Source organism: Streptomyces sp. NPDC054975, assembly GCF_053609105.1.
The window spans coordinates 12,093-29,611 of sequence record NZ_JBSGWV010000069.1; the positions used below are offsets into that span (position 1 = coordinate 12,093).

Sequence of the window (17,519 nt, forward strand, 5' to 3'; positions counted from 1 at the left end):
CCGCCACAGCACACGCCCCCTGTCGATGCGATCCCGCCCTCGCCCGTAGCGCGGCCGAGATCGGTGATTCCTTCCGTCCGCGGAGTTCGCGGTCGGAATCACCGTGGCGCCGTCCCGGAAATCGTGTGGATCTTGCTCGAAAACTGTGGATAACCCAGCGTCTGTGAATATCCCCGTGCCCCATACCGGGGATGCCCGGAGAGCAGCGCGACCGCTACGCTGAGTGACGAACCGAGGGCATCACGCCATCGCGGCCACTCGGCCGCGGAGAGGGGGAGAGATGAAGATCCGAAGGGCGAAAACGCGTCCGGACATGCGACGACCCCCGCCGGGGGGGAGAGCGGGGGTCGTCTCTCCGGCCGACTCGGGGGGGGAGGAGCCGGACCGGGTTAGCACGGTCGCGAACGATCCGTGACTTCCATGGTGTACCCGAGAGCCTTCTCAGGCAAACCCACACGCCCGAGCGTACGCCGAATGGCGGGCACCTATGCTCAGCTCGTGGAAAACCACTCGTTGCCGCGCACAGCCGCCTTCTTTGACCTGGACAAGACGGTCATTGCGAAGTCCTCGACGCTGACCTTCAGCAAGTCCTTCTACCAAGGCGGACTGATCAACCGCCGCGCCGTCCTGCGGACGGCCTACATCCAGTTCGTCTTCCTCGTGGGCGGCGCCGACCACGATCAGATGGAGCGGATGCGGGAATACCTTTCCGCGCTCTGCAAAGGATGGAACGTCTCGCAGGTCAAGGAGCTCGTCGCCGAGACCCTGCACGAGCTGATCGACCCGATCATCTACGACGAGGCCGCGTCCCTCATCGAGGAGCACCACGCCGCCGGCCGGGACGTCGTGATCGTCTCGACCTCGGGCGCCGAGGTGGTGGAGCCGATCGGTGAGATGCTCGGCGCCGACCGGGTCGTCGCCACGCGGATGGTCGTCGGCGACGACGGCTGCTTCACCGGCGAGGTGGAGTACTACGCCTACGGCCCCACCAAGGCGGAGGCTATCCGCGAGCTCGCGGAGTCGGAGGGCTACGACCTCTCCCGCTGCTACGCGTACAGCGACTCGGCGACGGACGTACCGATGCTGGAGTCCGTGGGCCACCCCTACGCGGTCAATCCCGACCGCACGCTCCGACGGGAGGCCATCGCCCGGGACTGGCCGATCCTGTCCTTCGAGAAGCCGGTCCGGCTCAAGCAGCGGCTGCCCGCGTTCCGGATGCCGCCGCGCCCCGCGCTCCTCGCCGCCGCCGCCGTGGGCGCGGCCGCGGCGACGGCCGGACTGGTCTGGTACGCGAACCGGCGGCGGCACTCCGCTCTTGCCGATCGCTTTGCCCGGATTTGATACGAAAGTAAAGAAGTGGGGCCAGGGCTTTCGCATCCCACTCGACAGGAGTAGAAAGGAATCAGGCCCGCGAGACCTAGGACATCCGAGAGGATCACCTGTTGAGCAAGAAGGCCCCACGGACCACGCACAGAAGCTGAGCACCCACGCGACGTCGACCCGTCGATTACGGGCCAGCCGCACCAGGCGACGGGCAAAGTTCCCCGCCTGATGGGCACATATCGAGGACGCTTGGTAACTCGGCAGACGTGCCAGCGGCGGTACCAGGACTGGTACCGCCGCAACCCTTGTGTGGGGGATTTTCAGGCCGCGCCGCGCTGCAGCGCCTCGCAGACCGCCGTCGACTCCCGGACCCCGAGCTCCACGGCCCGCCCGCAGTGGGCGATCCAGGCGGCCATGCCCTCCGGAGTCCCCGAGAGGTACCCCTCGAACGCGGCGACGTACGCCGCCCGCCCCTGCTCGGCGTGACCGACCTCGGCCGGGCAGATCGACTTGGGGTCGAGCCCGCTGCCGATCAGCACGATCCGCTCGGCGGCCCGGGCGATCAGGCCGTTGTACGAGGTGAAGGGGCGCAGCGCGAGCAGTTCGCCGTGCACCACGGCCGCCGTCACCAGCGCCGGGGCCGTACCGCCCGCGATGATCAGCTCGGAGAGTCCGTCGAGCCGCCCCGCGACCTCCGCCGGGTCCGGCAGGGGCGCCTCGATCAGGGGCTCGTCGACCGCTTCGCCGAGCTGCCGGGGCCTGCCGACCGAATCGGCCACGTCGCCCGGGGCCGTCCCGAGCGCCGCGTCACCGACCGCGACCAGGTGCAGCCGGGCGAGCACCCGCAGCGGCGACTGGCGCCAGATGGAGAGCAGCTGGCCCGCCTCGGCGCCCAGCCGCAGGGCGGCGCCCACGGTCCGCGCCTCGGCGTCGCCTCCGAAGTCGGTGCGCCGGCGAACCTCCTCCAGCGCCCAGTCGGCGCCGGACAGCGCGGCCGAACCGCGCGCCCCGCGCAGGGCGGCCTCGGAGGTGATCTCGTTGCTGCGGCGCCGCATCACGCGGTGTCCGTAGACCCGGTCGACGGCCTTGCGTACGGAGTCCACCGAGTCGGCGACGCCCGGCAGGGAGCCGAGGGCGGCCAGGGGGTCAGAGGCGTGCGTACTCATAAGTAGCGAGGCTACGCGCCCCGGCCGCCCACCCCACCTTGGAGTGGTCTTCTTCACGGACCTTGACCACATGGAGCAATCATGACGCTACGCTTCGTGAACATGAAGATCGCTTTCGTAGGGAAGGGCGGCAGCGGCAAGACCACGCTGTCCTCGCTCTTCATCCGCCATCTCGCCGCCAACGAGGCCGCCGTCGTCGCGGTGGACGCCGACATCAACCAGCATCTCGGGACCGCGCTCGGGCTCGACGAGGCCCAGGCGGCGGCGCTGCCCGCGATGGGCGCGCATCTGCCGATGATCAAGGAGTACCTGCGGGGCTCCAACCCGCGGATCACCTCGGCGGACTCGATGATCAAGACGACCCCGCCGGGGGAGGGTTCACGGTTGCTGCGGGTCCGTGAGGACAACCCCGTGTACGACGCCTGCGCGCGGACCGTGCGCCTCGACGACGGCGACATCCGGCTGATGGCGACGGGGCCGTTCACGGAGTCGGACCTGGGGGTGGCCTGCTACCACTCCAAGGTGGGAGCGGTGGAGCTGTGCCTGAACCACCTGGTCGACGGGGTGGACGAGTACGTGGTCGTCGACATGACGGCGGGCTCGGACTCGTTCGCCTCCGGGATGTTCACCCGCTTCGACATGACGTTCCTGGTCGCCGAGCCGACTCGTAAGGGCGTGTCGGTCTACCGCCAGTACAAAGAGTACGCACGGGACTTCGACGTCTCGCTCAAGGTCGTCGGCAACAAGGTGCAGGGCCCGGACGACGTGGACTTCCTGCGCGCGGAGGTGGGCGACGACCTGCTGGTGACGGTGGGCCACTCGGACTGGGTCCGCGCGATGGAGAAGGGCCGCGCCTCCCGCTTCGAACTCCTGGAGGCGGACAACCGGATGGCGCTCCAGGCCCTCCAGGACGCGGCGGACGACTCGTACGCCCATCGCGACTGGGAGCGGTACACGCGCCAGATGGTCCACTTCCACCTGAGGAACGCGGAGAGCTGGGGCAACGCCAAGACCGGGGCCGACCTGGCGGCGCAGGTCGACCCCGGTTTCGTTCTCCGCGAGGAGCTTGCCGTCCCTCAGCCCACCTGAGGGACGCCCCGACGAGCCCCGCGCGTCAGTGCTGTTCGGGCTTCCGGAGAGCAGGCGTCGACGGGGCCGGCGGCTGGGGCGCCAGGAAGGTCGCCCAGCCGCCCTTCGGGGCCTCGCCGACCTTCAGGGTCCGCATCTTCGCGATCACCGCCGGGTCCTGGGCGTCGAGCCAGTCCGCGAGCTGCCGGAAGGACACGCACTTCACGTCCTTCTGCACGCACACCGTGGCGATGGTCTCCTCGATGGCGCGCATGTACGTGCCGCCGTTCCAGGACTCGAAGTGGTTGCCGATGATCACCGGCGCCCGGTTGCCGTGGTACGAGCGGTTGAAGGCCTGCACCAGGCCGTCCCGCATCTGGTTGCCCCAGTACGCGTGCTGGGACGGGTCGCCCTGGGTCCTGGTACCCGACTGGTTGACCATGAAGTTGTAGTCCATCGACAGCGTCTGGAACGCCCGGCCGGGCATCGGCACCAGGTGCATCGACAGATCCCACAGGCCGTGGTCCTTCTTCGGCCAGATCTGGTCGTTGACGCCGCTGGTGTCGTAGCGGAAGCCCAGCTGGGAGGCGGCCTTCACGAAGTTCTCGCGGCCCTCCAGGCACGGCGTGCGCGCGCCGACCAGCTCCTTGTCGTAGTCGAACGGCAGCGGCTGCTCGCCGGCCAGGCCGGAGTTCGACTTCCAGTTCTTCACGAAGGACTTGGCCTGCTTGATCTCGCTCTTCCAGTCCTCGACCGACCAGGTGCCGACGCCCCTCCCCGGCCCGCAGAAGTGACCGTTGAAGTGCGTGCCGATCTCGTTGCCCTCCTGCCAGGCGCCGCGGAGCTCGCGGACGGTGGCACGGATGCCCTCGGCGTCGTTGAAGCCGATGTCCGAGCTGCCGGCGGCGTGGCCCGGCGGGTCGTAGAGCGTGCGCTTGTCCTCGGGCAACAGGTACACGCCGCTGAGGAAGTAGGTCATGGTCGCGTCGTACTTCTTGCCCACCTCGCGGAAGTGGGAGAAGAGCTTCTGGCTGTCCTCGCCCGCGCCGTCCCAGGAGAACACCACGAACTGCGGCGGCTGCTGGCCCGGCTTCAGCTTCTGCCAGACGGGCTGGCGCGGCTGTGCGCCGGTGTAGGCGGTGGAGCCGTCGCCGATCAGGCGCACCGTGTTCGGCGGGGCCCCGGCGGGTTCCTTCGCCCCTGGGGCGCCCTTGGGCGTGGCCGTCCCCGACGGGTCCGAGCAACCGGCCAGGCCGGTCAACAGGGCTACGACGAGGGCACCGGCGCCGAGTGCCCTCCTGCGGACAGTGGTCCTTCTCCCGGCGGCTGACATCCGCCCACCTCTCCTCGGTTCCGTACGACGTGCGAGCGGCGTCAACGTCGCACCACGGACACCGGAAAGATGAAACGACAAGCGGCATGGCGACCGGCTGTCACTCCAACCGGTGAATCATTGCCCTGTTTGCCCCGAAAATAATGCCGCAGTCTTTACTCTCCATTACGATCCATTTACCGAGCGTTGAGAATCGCCCGGTCATCCCGCCACTGCACGCCGTGACCCACGGCCGCGACCCCCACGTTCGTCCCGACGAGCCGCGACCGCGCTGCCCCGGAGAAGACGGGAACACATGACTCTCTGCACACCCCTTCGCCGCACCCCCGACCAACGACCGCACAGCCCGCCCGGCGGCCCCGGGCGCCGCTTCCGCATCGCGGGCGCCGACGTGTCCGCCTCGATCGCCGTCTTCCTGATCGCGCTGCCGCTCTCCCTCGGCATCGCGCTCGCGACCGGAGCCCCGCTCCAGGCCGGCCTGGTGGCCGCCGCCGTCGGCGGCATCGTCGCCGGCCGGTTCGGCGGGTCGCCGCTCCAGGTCAGCGGCCCCGCCGCAGGCCTCACGGTGGTCACCGCCGAACTGATCCAGCGCTACGGCTGGCGCACCACCTGCGCCATCACCGTCCTCGCCGGGCTCGCCCAACTAGGGCTCTCCGCCCTGCGGGTGGCCCGCTCCGCACTCGCGGTCTCCCCCGCGATCGTGCACGGCATGCTCGCCGGCATCGGTGTGACCATCGCCCTCGCGCAGCTCCACATCGTGCTCGGCGGCACGCCCCAGAGCTCCGCCGTGGACAACGTCCTCGGACTGCCCGCCCAGTTGGCCGACGTCCACCCGGCCGCCCTGGTCATCAGCGCCCTCACCGTCGGCCTGCTCCTGCTGTGGCCGCGCCTGCCCGGCCGTACGGGACGGCTGCTGCGCAAGGTCCCGGCGGCCCTCGCCGCCGTGGCCGTGGCGACGGCGGCCGCCACGCTCGCCGGGCTCGCGGTCCCGCGCGTCGACCTGCCCTCCTGGAGCAGTCACGCGCTGCCCGGCCTCCCGGAGGGCCCCGTCCTCGGCATCGCGGCGGGCGTGCTCACCATCACGCTGGTGACCAGCGTCCAGTCGCTGCTCTCCGCCGTCGCCGTGGACAAGCTGGTGGCCGCCCGCCCGGACCACGGCCACGGCGTGCCCCGCTCCCGGCTCGACCGCGAACTGGCCGGCCAGGGAGCGGCGAACGTCGTCTCCGGCGCCCTCGGCGGGCTCCCGGTCGCCGGAGTCGCGGTGCGCAGCGTCGCCAACGTCTCCGCCGGTGCCGTGAGCCGTAACTCCACGATGCTGCACGGCCTGTGGATCGTGCTGGCCGCGCTCTTCCTCGTCCCCGTCCTCGATCTGATCCCGCTGCCCGCGCTCGCCGCGCTCGTCATGGTGGTCGGCGTCCAGATGGTGAGCATCACCCACATCCGTAGCGTCACCCGGCACCGCGAGGTCCTCGTCTACGCGGTGACGCTCAGCGGAGTCGTCCTCGTCGGCATCCTCGAAGGGGTCGCGCTCGGCATCGCGGTGGCCACCGGCGTCGCCATGCACCGTCTCACCAAGACCCGCATCACCCGCGAGGAGCGGGACGGCAGCCACCTGGTGCGCGTCCGCGGGCAGTTGACCTTCCTCGCCGTCCCCCGACTGAGCCGGGCCCTTCACCAACTACCCCAAGGGGCCCGGGTGGTCGTCGAACTGGACGGGTCCTTCATGGACCACGCGGCGTACGAGACCCTGCACGACTGGCAGGCGACCCATGTACGGCACGGCGGCGCGGTCGAGATGACCGGCCCGTCCGGCGCGCGAATCGCCGAACCCGACACGACGTCCCACGCCTGTTGCCGCCCGTGGACACCCTGGCGCAACCACTGCGGCGGCCACCACCACGCCACCGACGAGCGGCGCCGCGCGACCGGTCACCAACTGGCGAGCGGTATCGGCAAGTTCCAGCGCAACACCGCCCCGCTGGTGCGCGACGAGCTGGCGCGGCTCGCCCGCGAGGGCCAGCGTCCCTCGCAGCTCTTCCTCACCTGCGCCGACTCCCGCCTGGTCACGAGCATGATCACCTCCAGCGGCCCGGGCGACCTGTTCACCGTACGGAACGTGGGCAATCTCGTCCCGCTGCCCGGCGAGGAGAGCGGCGACGACTCGGTGGCGGCGGCGATCGAGTACGCGGTGGAGGTGCTGCGGGTCCAGTCGATCACCATCTGCGGACACTCCGGCTGCGGCGCGATGCAGGCCCTCATGAACAGCACGCCGGACACTCCGCAGACCCCGCTGCGGCGCTGGCTGCGCCACGGGATGCCGAGCCTGGAGCGGATGGCCAGCCGCAGACACGCCTGGGCGCGGATCTCGGGGCGGTTGCCGGCCGACGCGGTGGAACAGCTCTGTCTGACCAACGTGGTCCAGCAGTTGGAGCACCTGCGGGCGTACGAGTCGGTGGCGCGGCGGCTCGCCGAGGGCACCCTGACGCTCCACGGGATGTACTTCCACGTGGGCGAGGCCCAGGCGTACCTGCTGGCCGGGCCGGACGAACAGCACCGCTACGAGGACGTCTTCGACCGGGTCGCGCCGTCCGAGTCCTCCGGGCCGTCCGAGTCCTCCGAGCCCTCCCGGCCGTCCGAGTCCTCGGGGCCGTCCGAGCCCTCCCGGCCGCCCGAGCCGTCCGAGTCCTCCGGGCCGTCCGAGCCCTCCCGGCCGCCCGAGCCGTCCGAGTCCTCCGGGCCGTCCGACGACCGCAGTACGCCGTCCTTCGTCGAGGCCCGGAGCAAGGACGGGACCGACGACCGGATCGCGCCGTCCATGATCGAGGATCGGACGGAGGTCCGCGCGTCCTGAACCTTCCCGCCCTCGCGTCCGTGAGACTGGGTGGCCCCTTCGTCCCTCCGCTCGGGACGGAGGGGCCACCGCGCACCCTCGTCATCTCACAGGTCTAAACCAATTGCCTGGAGACTCTTGTCACCCGGCTCTCCGACTGATGAGCTATGGCGCGGGACACATAGGCACATAGGACGCCCTGGGAAAGGGAGATGTCGTGAGCAACGAAAGCCTGGCCAACCTGCTCAAGGAGGAGCGGCGGTTCGCGCCGCCCGCCGAGCTGGCCGCGCACGCCAACGTGACGGCGGAGGCCTACGAGCAGGCCGCGGCGGACAGGCTTGGCTTCTGGGCCGAGCAGGCGAAGCGCCTCACCTGGGCCACCGAGCCGACCGAGACCCTCGACTGGTCGAACCCGCCGTTCGCCAAGTGGTTCGCCGACGGCGCGCTCAACGTGGCGTACAACTGCGTGGACCGCCATGTCGAGGCCGGCAACGGCGACCGGGTCGCCATCCACTTCGAGGGCGAGCCCGGCGACAGCCGCGCCATCACCTACGCCGAGCTCAAGGACGAGGTCTCCCGGGCCGCCAACGCCCTGACCGAGCTGGGCGTCACCAAGGGCGACCGGGTCGCCATCTACCTCCCGATGATCCCCGAGGCCGTCGTCTCGATGCTGGCCTGTGCCCGCATCGGCGCCGCGCACTCCGTGGTCTTCGGCGGTTTCTCGGCCGACGCCATCGCCACCCGTGTCGAGGACGCCGACGCCAAGCTGGTGATCACCGCCGACGGTGGCTACCGCCGCGGCAAGCCCAGCGCCCTCAAGCCCGCCGTCGACGAGGCCCTCACGCGGACGGACAAGGTGGGCAAGGTCCTGGTCGTCCGCCGCACCGGCCAGGACGTGGCCTGGACCGAGGGCCGGGACGTGTGGTGGGACGACGTCGTCGCCCGCCAGTCCGCCGAGCACACCCCCGAGGCGTTCGAGGCGGAGCACCCGCTCTTCATCCTCTACACCTCCGGTACGACGGGTAAGCCCAAGGGCATCCTGCACACCTCCGGCGGCTACCTCACCCAGGCGGCCTACACCCACCACGCCGTCTTCGACCTCAAGCCGGAGACCGACGTCTACTGGTGCACCGCCGACATCGGCTGGGTGACCGGGCACTCGTACATCACGTACGGCCCGCTGGCCAACGGCGCGACGCAGGTCATGTACGAGGGCACGCCGGACACCCCGCACCAGGGCCGCTTCTGGGAGATCGTCCAGAAGTACGGCGTCACGATCCTCTACACGGCGCCCACCGCGATCCGCACGTTCATGAAGTGGGGCGACGACATCCCCGCGAAGTTCGACCTGTCGAGCCTGCGTGTGCTCGGCTCGGTCGGCGAGCCGATCAACCCCGAGGCCTGGGTCTGGTACCGCGAGCACATCGGCGCCGGGAAGACCCCGATCGTGGACACCTGGTGGCAGACCGAGACCGGCGCGATGATGATCTCGCCGCTGCCGGGCGTCACCGAGACCAAGCCGGGCTCCGCCCAGCGTCCGCTCCCCGGCATCTCCGCCACCGTCGTCGACGACGAGGCCAACGAGGTCCCGAACGGAGGCGGCGGCTACCTGGTCCTGACCGAGCCGTGGCCGTCGATGCTCCGCACGATCTGGGGCGACGACCAGCGGTTCCTCGACACGTACTGGTCGCGCTTCGAGGGCAAGTACTTCGCCGGCGACGGCGCGAAGAAGGACGAGGACGGCGACATCTGGCTGCTGGGCCGGGTCGACGACGTCATGCTCGTCTCCGGGCACAACATCTCCACCACCGAGGTCGAGTCGGCGCTCGTCTCGCACCCGTCCGTCGCCGAGGCGGCGGTCGTCGGCGCGGCCGACGAGACGACCGGCCAGGCGATCGTCGCCTTCGTGATCCTGCGCGGCACGGCGAGCGAGGACGACAGCCTCGTCACCGAGCTGCGCAACCACGTCGGCACGACGCTCGGCCCGATCGCGAAGCCGAAGCGGATCCTGCCGGTGGCGGAGCTGCCGAAGACCCGTTCCGGCAAGATCATGCGCCGCCTGCTGCGGGACGTGGCGGAGAACCGGGAGCTGGGCGATGTGACGACGCTCACGGACTCCTCGGTCATGGACCTCATCCAGACCAAGCTGCCGAGCGCGTCCAGCGAGGACTGAGACCCCGCTCTTCCAGGGCGCCCACTCCAGGTCACCGGAGTGGGCGCCCTTTTCGTCCATAACGGGCCGGAGTGGGGTCTTGTCCCTAAAGTGAAGATCACCGGACACAGCCCCCGCTCGTTAGGTAGGGTAAAGATCGCGTCAGAGACGCGACAGAAACACCTAGGTGCGCCGGGAAGTCTGGTCGGCATGTGTTTTGTGCTGCCTACCCGACCGGAGGTCACCCGCCGTGCCCGCGCCCACCCCCACCGCCCGTAAGCTCCTCGGCCGTCTGTCTCTGCCCGAGCGGCAGTACGTGGCCGACGCGCTGCGGGCCGAGACCGTCGGTGGCGTGCTCCTGCTCGTGGCCGCCGTCGCCGCGCTCGTCTGGGCGAACACCCCCCTCAACGACAGCTACGAGACGGTCCGGAACTTCCACATAGGGCCCGCCGCCCTGGGCCTTGACCTCTCCATCCAGCACTGGGCGGCCGACGGCCTCCTCGCGATCTTCTTCTTCGTGGCCGGCATCGAGCTCAAGCGTGAGCTCGTCGCGGGCGAGCTGCGCGACCCCAAGGCCGCCGCCCTCCCGGTCATCGCCGCGATCTGCGGCATGGCCGCCCCGGCCCTCGTCTACGCCCTGACCAACATCATCGGCGGCGGTTCCATGGACGGCTGGGCCGTGCCCACCGCCACCGACATCGCCTTCGCGCTCGCGGTCCTCGCGGTCATCGGCACCTCGCTGCCCTCCGCGCTCCGCGCGTTCCTGCTCACGCTCGCCGTCGTCGACGACCTCTTCGCGATCCTGATCATCGCGATCTTCTTCACGAACGACCTGAACTTCCCCGCCCTCGGCGGCGCCTTCGCCGGCCTGGCCGTCTTCTGGCTGCTGCTGCGCAAGGGCGTCCGCGGCTGGTACGTGTACGTCCCGCTCGCGCTGGTCATCTGGGGCCTGATGTACAACAGCGGCATCCACGCCACCATCGCCGGTGTCGCCATGGGCCTGATGCTGCGCTGCACCAGGCGCGAGGGGGAGGCCCACTCCCCCGGCGAGCACATCGAGCACCTGGTCCGGCCCTTCTCCGCCGGTCTGGCCGTGCCGCTGTTCGCCCTGTTCTCGGCCGGTGTCAGCATCACGGGGAAGACCATCGCCGACATCTCCCACAACCCGGTCACCCTCGGTGTGATCCTCGGCCTCGTCGTCGGCAAGACCCTCGGCATCTTCGGCGGCACCTGGCTCGCCGCCCGCTTCACCCGCGCGGAGCTCAACAGCGACCTGGCCTGGCCGGACGTCTTCGCCGTCGCCTGCCTCGCCGGCATCGGCTTCACCGTCTCCCTCCTCATCGGCGAGCTGGCCTTCGAAGGCGACGCGGCACTGACCGAGGAGGTCAAGGCGGCCGTCCTGATCGGCTCGCTCACCGCCGCCATCCTCGCCACGATCCTGCTCAAGATGCGCGTCCGCCGATACGAGGCTCTGATGGCGGACGAGGACCGCGACGAGGACCAGGACGGCATCCCGGACATCTACGAGGAGGACAACCCGGACTACCACCTCCGGATGGCCGCGATCTACGAGAAGAAGGCCGCCGAACACCGTGAGCGCGCCCAACTGGCGGGGGCATCGCGCGATGACGGCGACAGTCCGGCATGATCTGAGGTCGGACCGTAGAAGAGAAGAGGGAGCAGCGATGAGCGACCCGATCAACGGAGCCGAGCGCAGCCTCGGTCAGCTGGTCGCCTCGGCGACCGCCGAGATGTCCGCGCTGGTGCACGACGAGATCGCCCTGGCCAAGGCCGAGATCCGGCAGGACGTCAAGCGGGGCGCCATCGGTGGCGCGGCCGGCGCGGCGGCCGCCACGGTGCTGCTCTTCTCGCTGCCGATGCTGAGTTTCGCGCTCGCGTACGGCATCAACGCCTGGACGGGCGGCCACAACGGCGAGGGCGGCTGGAACCTCGCCTGGTGCTTCCTGCTCTCCTTCGCGGCGAACGTGCTGCTCGCGGGGCTGCTCGGGCTGCTCGCCTACGCCAAGTTCAAGAAGGTCAAGCCGCCGGAGAAGTCCATCGCCTCGGCCAAGCAGACCGCCGCGGTCCTGCAGAACGCCAAGCCGCACCCCCGCCCCGAACGGGCGGCTCTGCCCGGCGCGGTCCAGGACAAGGCCGCGGCTGTGGGACGCTCGTCCGTATGACCGTCCCCGAAAGCAGCAGCGGAAGTCCTGTCGGCAGTCCCGTACGGATCGACGGCCCCTGGACCCACCGTGACGTGGCCGCCAACGGCGCACGCTTCCACATCGCCGAGATGGGCGACGGGCCGCTCGTCCTGCTGCTGCACGGCTTCCCGCAGTTCTGGTGGACCTGGCGCCACCAGCTGCCCGCTCTCGCGGACGCCGGCTTCCGGGCCGTGGCCATGGACCTGCGCGGGGTCGGCGGCAGCGACCGTACGCCCCGGGGTTACGACCCCGCCAACCTGGCGCTCGACATCACCGGTGTCATCCGCTCCCTCGGCGAGCCGGACGCCGCGCTGGTCGGCCACGACCTGGGAGGGTACCTCGCCTGGACGGCGGCGGTCATGCGGCCGAAGCTGGTACGCCGGCTCGCGGTCTCCTCGATGCCGCACCCGCGCCGCTGGCGCTCGGCGATGCTCTCGGACGTCTCGCAGTCCCGCGCCGGATCGTACGTCTGGGGCTTCCAGCGCCCGTGGCTGCCGGAGCGTCAGCTCGTCGCGGACGAGGCGGCCCTGGTGGGCCGGCTGATCGAGGACTGGTCCGGCCCCGGCCTGCCGGACGAGGAGGCGCTCGCGGTGTACCGGCGGGCGATGTGCATCCCGTCGACGGCGCACTGCTCGATCGAGCCGTACCGGTGGATGGTGCGGTCCATGGCGCGGCCCGACGGCATCCAGTTCAACCGGCGCATGAAGCGCCCGGTGCGGGTGCCCACGCTGCATCTGCACGGCTCGACGGACCCGGTGATGCGGACGCGCAGCGCGGCAGGTTCCGGGGAGTACGTGGAGGCGCCGTACCGCTGGCGGCTCTTCGACGGTCTCGGGCACTTCCCCCACGAGGAGGACCCGGTGGCGTTCTCCACGGAGCTGATCAACTGGCTCAAGGACCCCGAGCCCGACCGCTGACACCCCGCCACCGTACGGCCGTTCCACGACCGGCCATGTGCCCGACGCATACTCCAATTGGCGGGCCCCGGGGCGGTTACCGACCTTGGGCCCCGGGCAGACGTCGGGGTATGGGCTGGACGCACGACTACGGTGACACAGCACGCAACCGCCGCTCGGCCGCCAGGCCGGGCTCGCACGAGAGGAGCGGCCCGCAGGAACAAGGCCGCTCACATCCCGTGCAGGACATCGGGATTCCGCACATCCTGCGCCGCCGTGCCCGCTGGGTCTCGGCCCGGCTCAGGCACACCCGGGACTGATCCCGGGCGTACCGCCCGCCCTCCCCCGGGCCACGCACCCGACCGAAGCCCCCGGCCACAGCACCCGGCCGAAGCTCCCGGCCATGCGCCCGGGCCACGGCCTCTAGAGCGCGCACCCCTGACTGTCGACCTGCTGGGTCGCCGCACGGCCCTGGGCGATGTCCTCACGGATCTCGTCGACGGTCAGGGCGTAGCCGGTGTTCTTGTCGTCGAGGGAGCGGGCGAAGATCACGCCGGACACCTTGCCGTCCGCGGTGAGCAGCGGTCCGCCGGAGTTGCCCTGACGGACCGTCGCGTACAGGGAGTACACGTCCCTGCGCACCTCGCCGCGGTGGTAGATGTCCGGGCCCTGGGCGTTGATACGGCCCCGGACACGCGCCGAGCGGACGTCGTACGAGCCGTTCTCGGGGAAGCCCGCGACGATGGCGCTGTCGCCGCTGCGGGCGTCCTGGTCGGTGAACTGGAGCGGCTTGACGTCCAGGTCCGGCACGTCCAGCACCGCGATGTCGCGCTGCCAGTCGTAGAGGACGACCTTGGCGTCGTACAGCTTGCCCTCGCCGCCTATCTGGACCGTGGGCTCGTCCACGCCGCCGACCACATGGGCGTTGGTCATGACGCGGCGCTCGTCGAAGACGAAGCCGGTGCCTTCGAGGACCTTGCCGCAACTCGGGGCCGTACCGACGACCTTGACGATGGCCCGCTTCGCCTGGGCGGCGACCGGGCTGCCGGCGAGCGCCGGGTCCGGCGGCCGGACCTCGGTGATGGGCTCGTTGGCGAACGGGCTGAAGACCTGCGGGAAGCCGTTCTGGGCGAGGGTCGAGGTGAAGTTCGTGAACCAGGTGGACGCCTGATCGGGCATCACCTGCTCCACCCCGAGCAGCACCTTCGAGTTGCGCACCTCCTTGCCCAGCGTGGGCATCGAGGTGCCGGCGAGGGCGGAGCCGAGCAGCCAGGCCACGAGCAGCATGGCGACCACGTTGACCAGCGCGCCGCCGGTGGCGTCCAGGGCGCGCGCCGGTGACCAGGTGATGTGGCGGCGCAGCTTGTTCCCGAGGTGGGTGGTGAAGGCCTGGCCGACGGAGGCGCAGACGATCACGACGACGACGAAGACGACGGTCGCCGTGGTCGAGACCTCGGCGTTGTCCGTCAGCTGGTCCCAGATGATCGGGAGCAGCAGGACGGCGACGAGACCGCCGCCGAGGAAGCCGATGACCGACAGGATGCCGACCACGAAGCCCTGGCGGTAACCGATGATCGCGAACCACACGGCGGCGAGCAGCAACAGGATGTCCAGCACGTTCACCGTCAATAGCCTCGCAGATTCGTCTTCGGTCACCGCAGACCGGCCCTCGCCACGGGTCGGCCTGATCAGCCTGTCATGAGCGCCAGTCGAGCGGGACCTGCTTGGCCCGGTCCCATGGCTGCTCCCAGCCGGCGTAGTGCAGCAGCCGGTCGATCACTCCGGCGGTAAAACCCCAGACCAGAGCGGATGCGACGAGGAACGCCGGGCCGTGGTGGCCGCTGGGGTGGACGGCGGTCGCGCGGTTGGCGGGATCCGTGAGATCCGCCACGGGCACGGTGAAGACCCGGGCGGTCTCGGCGGGATCGACGACCCCGACCGGCGTCGGGGTCCGCCACCAGCCGAGGACGGGGGTGACGACGAAGCCGCTGACCGGGATGTAGAGCTGGGGCAGCACGCCGAAGAGCTGGACGCCCGAGGGGTCGAGGCCGGTCTCCTCCTCGGCCTCGCGCAGGGCGGCCCGCAGCAGGCCTCCGTCGGCCGGGTCGCCGTCCTCGGGGTCCAGGGCGCCGCCGGGGAAGGAGGGCTGGCCGGCGTGGGAGCGGAGCGAGCCGGAGCGCTCCATGAGCAGCAGCTCGGGGCCGCGCTCGCCCTCGCCGAAGAGGATGAGCACGGCGGACTGCCGTCCGGCGCCGCTCGCGGGCGGCAGGAAGCGGCTGAGCTGCTCGGGCTCGACGGTCCGTGCGGCCCGGTCGACGGGCCCGAGCCACTCGGGCAGCCCCTCGCGCCGCACCAGCCCGCCCGTACCGACCCCGCGCGGCACACCGGCGGCCGACACGCGGCCGGCCCTCAGGTCGTCGCTCGTCAGCCCGTCGCTCGTCAGCCCGTCGGCCGCCATGCGGCCGGCCGTCGGCCCGTTCTCCGCTTCCGTCTCTTCTTCCGTGCGTGTCATAGGCAGGCACCCCCGTGTTTCACAACGCGATCCGTGCGTGGGTTCGTTCCCCCCGGGTCGGGGCTCACTCGGCCCCCGGTGCCACGCCGGGGGCGGGGGCGGCCGGGCGGCCGGGGTAGTCCGGCGGCGGGTTGAGGCGCTGGCCCGGGAAGCCGCCCTTCTCGTACTTCAGGAGCTTCTTCGCCTTCTCCGGGTCCGTCTCGCCCTCTCCGTACGCCGGGCAGAGCGGGGCGATCGGGCAGGCGCCGCAGGCGGGCTTACGGGAGTGGCAGATCCGGCGGCCGTGGAAGATCACCCGGTGCGAGAGCATCGTCCACTCGCTCTTCGGGAAGATCTCCGCGACCTCGGCCTCGATCTTGACCGGGTCGTCACTCTCGGTCCACTTCCAGCGGCGCGCGAGGCGCATGAAGTGGGTGTCGACGGTGATCCCGGGCACCCCGAAGGCGTTCCCGAGCACGACGAAGGCCGTCTTGCGGCCCACGCCGGGCAGCTTGACCAGGTCGGCGAGGCGGCCGGGGACCTCGCCGCCGAAGTCGTCCCTGAGGGCCGTGGCGAGGCCCATGATCGACTTGGTCTTGGCGCGGAAGAAGCCGGTGGGCCTGATCAGCTCCTCGACCTCCTCCGGAACGGCCGCGGCCAGGTCCTCGGGCGTCGGATACGCGGCGAAGAGCGCGGGGGTGGTCTGGTTGACCCGCAGGTCGGTGGTCTGGGCGGAGAGGACCGTCGCGACGAGCAGCTCGAAGGGGTTCCGGAAGTCCAGCTCCGGGTGGGCGTACGGATAGACCTCGGCCAGCTCCCGGTTGATCTTCCGGGCCCGGCGGACCATCCCGAGCCGGGATTCCGGTTTCGCGGGCTTCACGGCCTTCACGGCGGGCTTCGCGGCCGCCTTCGCGGCCGGGGCCTTCCCGCCCGCCGCCTTGCCTGCCTTCGCCGCGGGCTTCTGGGCGGCCTTCGCCGTGCGTTTCGCGGCATTTGTACGCTTCGGCGCACCCTGTTCGCCCACAGCGGAATTACCCTTGGCGGACACTCTTCCAGCCCCCTTGGCCTGCGCTCTCACCGGCGAGTTGGACACCCGGCCAGCCTAAGCGCCACCACTGACATCCGCCCCGATCACGGCCGATGAGGACTCAATCGGGCCCTGGCGTACGGACGGGCGGTTCGGTACGTCAAACTTGTTGTGATTGATCGCACTGTTTTGTGCGTCCGGCATCATGGGATCAAGGTCCCCTGAGCAGGTCGACATAGGAGAGAACTCGTGGACGACGTTCTGCGGCGCGCCCCGCTCTTCGCGGCGCTCGATGACGAGCAGGCCGCGGAGCTGCGCGCCTCGATGAGTGAAGCGACGCTCGCCCGTGGCGACGCGCTCTTCCACGAGGGAGACCCCGGCGACCGCCTGTACGTGGTCACCGAGGGGAAGGTGAAGCTCCACCGCACCTCGCCCGACGGCCGCGAGAACATGCTGGCCGTCCTCGGCCCCGGCGAGCTCATCGGTGAGCTCTCGCTCTTCGACCCGGGCCCGCGCACCGCCACCGCGACCGCGCTGACCGAGGTCAAGCTGCTGGGCCTGGGCCACGGCGACCTCCAGCCCTGGCTGAACGCCCGCCCCGAGGTGGCCACCGCCCTGCTGCGCGCGGTCGCCCGCCGGCTCCGCAAGACCAACGACCAGATGTCCGACCTGGTCTTCTCCGACGTGCCGGGCCGTGTCGCCCGCGCGCTCCTCGACCTGTCGCGCCGCTTCGGCGTGCAGTCCGAGGAGGGCATCCACGTCGTCCACGACCTCACCCAGGAGGAGCTGGCCCAGCTGGTCGGCGCCTCCCGCGAGACGGTCAACAAGGCCCTGGCGGACTTCGCCCAGCGCGGCTGGCTCCGCCTGGAGGCCCGCGCCGTGATCCTGCTGGACGTGGAGCGGCTCGCGAAGCGCTCGCGGTAGGCAGTTCGGTACGTACGAGGAAGGCCGCCCGGTCATGGACCGGGCGGCCTTCCGCGTAGCGCGCCTTCCTCGTAGCGCGCCGTCCGCGTAGCGCGCCTTCCTCGC

14 protein-coding genes are annotated in these 17,519 nt (G+C 70.7%); 9 read left to right on the plus strand and 5 right to left on the minus strand.

Annotated elements, in window-relative coordinates; translation table 11 throughout:
• Positions 1–474 precede the first annotated feature (474 nt).
• Positions 475–1,341, plus strand: coding sequence for an HAD family hydrolase (locus ACWF79_RS32495; RefSeq protein ID WP_453731776.1), 867 nt, complete (start codon positions 475–477; stop codon positions 1,339–1,341).
• A gap of 302 nt (positions 1,342–1,643) precedes the next feature.
• Here the strand turns inward: ACWF79_RS32495 and ACWF79_RS32500 are convergent, their stop codons facing one another.
• On the minus strand, positions 1,644–2,489 hold the full coding sequence (locus ACWF79_RS32500; protein ID WP_453731777.1) for an oxidoreductase: 846 nt from the start codon (positions 2,487–2,489) through the stop codon (positions 1,644–1,646).
• Between the two features lie 102 nt (positions 2,490–2,591).
• Here ACWF79_RS32500 and ACWF79_RS32505 point away from each other — a divergent pair, with 102 nt between their 5' ends.
• A complete protein-coding gene (locus ACWF79_RS32505) occupies positions 2,592–3,578 on the plus strand; it encodes an ATP-binding protein (RefSeq protein ID WP_453731788.1) in 987 nt (328 codons plus the stop codon).
• A gap of 25 nt (positions 3,579–3,603) precedes the next feature.
• On the opposite strand, the gene ACWF79_RS32510 is transcribed toward ACWF79_RS32505, so the two are convergent.
• Entirely contained in the window at positions 3,604–4,890 is a 1,287-nt protein-coding gene (locus ACWF79_RS32510) for a hypothetical protein (protein WP_453731778.1), read from the minus strand.
• A gap of 295 nt (positions 4,891–5,185) precedes the next feature.
• Here ACWF79_RS32510 and ACWF79_RS32515 point away from each other — a divergent pair, with 295 nt between their 5' ends.
• The 6 genes from ACWF79_RS32515 to ACWF79_RS32540 all read left to right on the plus strand — a co-directional run bounded on the left by ACWF79_RS32515 (position 5,186) and on the right by ACWF79_RS32540 (position 13,292).
• Complete coding sequence (locus ACWF79_RS32515; protein WP_453731779.1) at positions 5,186–7,741, plus strand: bifunctional SulP family inorganic anion transporter/carbonic anhydrase; 2,556 nt, start codon at positions 5,186–5,188, stop codon at positions 7,739–7,741.
• 196 nt (positions 7,742–7,937) lie between these two features.
• Positions 7,938–9,893, plus strand: a complete 1,956-nt coding sequence (acs, locus tag ACWF79_RS32520; protein ID WP_453731780.1) for an acetate--CoA ligase — start codon at positions 7,938–7,940, stop codon at positions 9,891–9,893.
• Positions 9,894–10,122: 229 nt separating this feature from the next.
• Positions 10,123–11,520, plus strand: a complete 1,398-nt coding sequence (nhaA, locus tag ACWF79_RS32525) for a Na+/H+ antiporter NhaA (RefSeq protein WP_453731781.1) — start codon at positions 10,123–10,125, stop codon at positions 11,518–11,520.
• A gap of 37 nt (positions 11,521–11,557) precedes the next feature.
• On the plus strand, positions 11,558–12,055 hold the full coding sequence (locus ACWF79_RS32530; RefSeq protein WP_453731782.1) for a phage holin family protein: 498 nt from the start codon (positions 11,558–11,560) through the stop codon (positions 12,053–12,055).
• Complete coding sequence (locus tag ACWF79_RS32535; protein ID WP_453731783.1) at positions 12,052–12,993, plus strand: alpha/beta fold hydrolase; 942 nt, start codon at positions 12,052–12,054, stop codon at positions 12,991–12,993. Before ACWF79_RS32530 ends, ACWF79_RS32535 begins: the two co-directional genes overlap by 4 nt.
• Positions 12,994–13,103: 110 nt before the next feature.
• Complete coding sequence (locus ACWF79_RS32540; RefSeq protein WP_453731784.1) at positions 13,104–13,292, plus strand: hypothetical protein; 189 nt, start codon at positions 13,104–13,106, stop codon at positions 13,290–13,292.
• Between the two features lie 103 nt (positions 13,293–13,395).
• Here the strand turns inward: ACWF79_RS32540 and ACWF79_RS32545 are convergent, their stop codons facing one another.
• The 3 genes from ACWF79_RS32545 to nth form a co-directional block, all read right to left on the minus strand.
• Positions 13,396–14,595, minus strand: coding sequence for a MarP family serine protease (locus tag ACWF79_RS32545; protein WP_453731785.1), 1,200 nt, complete (start codon positions 14,593–14,595; stop codon positions 13,396–13,398).
• A gap of 73 nt (positions 14,596–14,668) precedes the next feature.
• The gene (locus ACWF79_RS32550) at positions 14,669–15,430 is read right to left on the minus strand and encodes an NUDIX hydrolase (RefSeq protein WP_453731789.1); all 762 of its coding nucleotides are present in this window, start codon (positions 15,428–15,430) and stop codon (positions 14,669–14,671) included.
• Positions 15,431–15,548: 118 nt separating this feature from the next.
• The gene (gene nth / locus ACWF79_RS32555) at positions 15,549–16,511 is read right to left on the minus strand and encodes an endonuclease III (protein WP_453731786.1); all 963 of its coding nucleotides are present in this window, start codon (positions 16,509–16,511) and stop codon (positions 15,549–15,551) included.
• A gap of 228 nt (positions 16,512–16,739) precedes the next feature.
• On the opposite strand from nth, the gene ACWF79_RS32560 reads away from it, so the two are divergent.
• Positions 16,740–17,414, plus strand: coding sequence for a Crp/Fnr family transcriptional regulator (locus ACWF79_RS32560; protein WP_015034542.1), 675 nt, complete (start codon positions 16,740–16,742; stop codon positions 17,412–17,414).
• Positions 17,415–17,519 lie beyond the last annotated feature (105 nt).

What these genes read in the sequence shown, in the direction of transcription:
- ACWF79_RS32505 (WP_453731788.1), top strand. Translation starts at nt 2,592, where the DNA reads ATGAAGATCGCTTTCGTAGGGAAGGGCGGCAGCGGCAAGACCACGCTG.
- ACWF79_RS32550 (WP_453731789.1), bottom strand. Translation starts at nt 15,430, where the DNA reads ATGGCGGCCGACGGGCTGACGAGCGACGGGCTGACGAGCGACGACCTG.
- ACWF79_RS32530 (WP_453731782.1), top strand. Translation starts at nt 11,558, where the DNA reads ATGAGCGACCCGATCAACGGAGCCGAGCGCAGCCTCGGTCAGCTGGTC.
- ACWF79_RS32510 (WP_453731778.1), bottom strand. Translation starts at nt 4,890, where the DNA reads ATGTCAGCCGCCGGGAGAAGGACCACTGTCCGCAGGAGGGCACTCGGC.
- ACWF79_RS32535 (WP_453731783.1), top strand. Translation starts at nt 12,052, where the DNA reads ATGACCGTCCCCGAAAGCAGCAGCGGAAGTCCTGTCGGCAGTCCCGTA.
- ACWF79_RS32500 (WP_453731777.1), bottom strand. Translation starts at nt 2,489, where the DNA reads ATGAGTACGCACGCCTCTGACCCCCTGGCCGCCCTCGGCTCCCTGCCG.
- ACWF79_RS32515 (WP_453731779.1), top strand. Translation starts at nt 5,186, where the DNA reads ATGACTCTCTGCACACCCCTTCGCCGCACCCCCGACCAACGACCGCAC.
- ACWF79_RS32540 (WP_453731784.1), top strand. Translation starts at nt 13,104, where the DNA reads ATGGGCTGGACGCACGACTACGGTGACACAGCACGCAACCGCCGCTCG.
- ACWF79_RS32495 (WP_453731776.1), top strand. Translation starts at nt 475, where the DNA reads ATGGCGGGCACCTATGCTCAGCTCGTGGAAAACCACTCGTTGCCGCGC.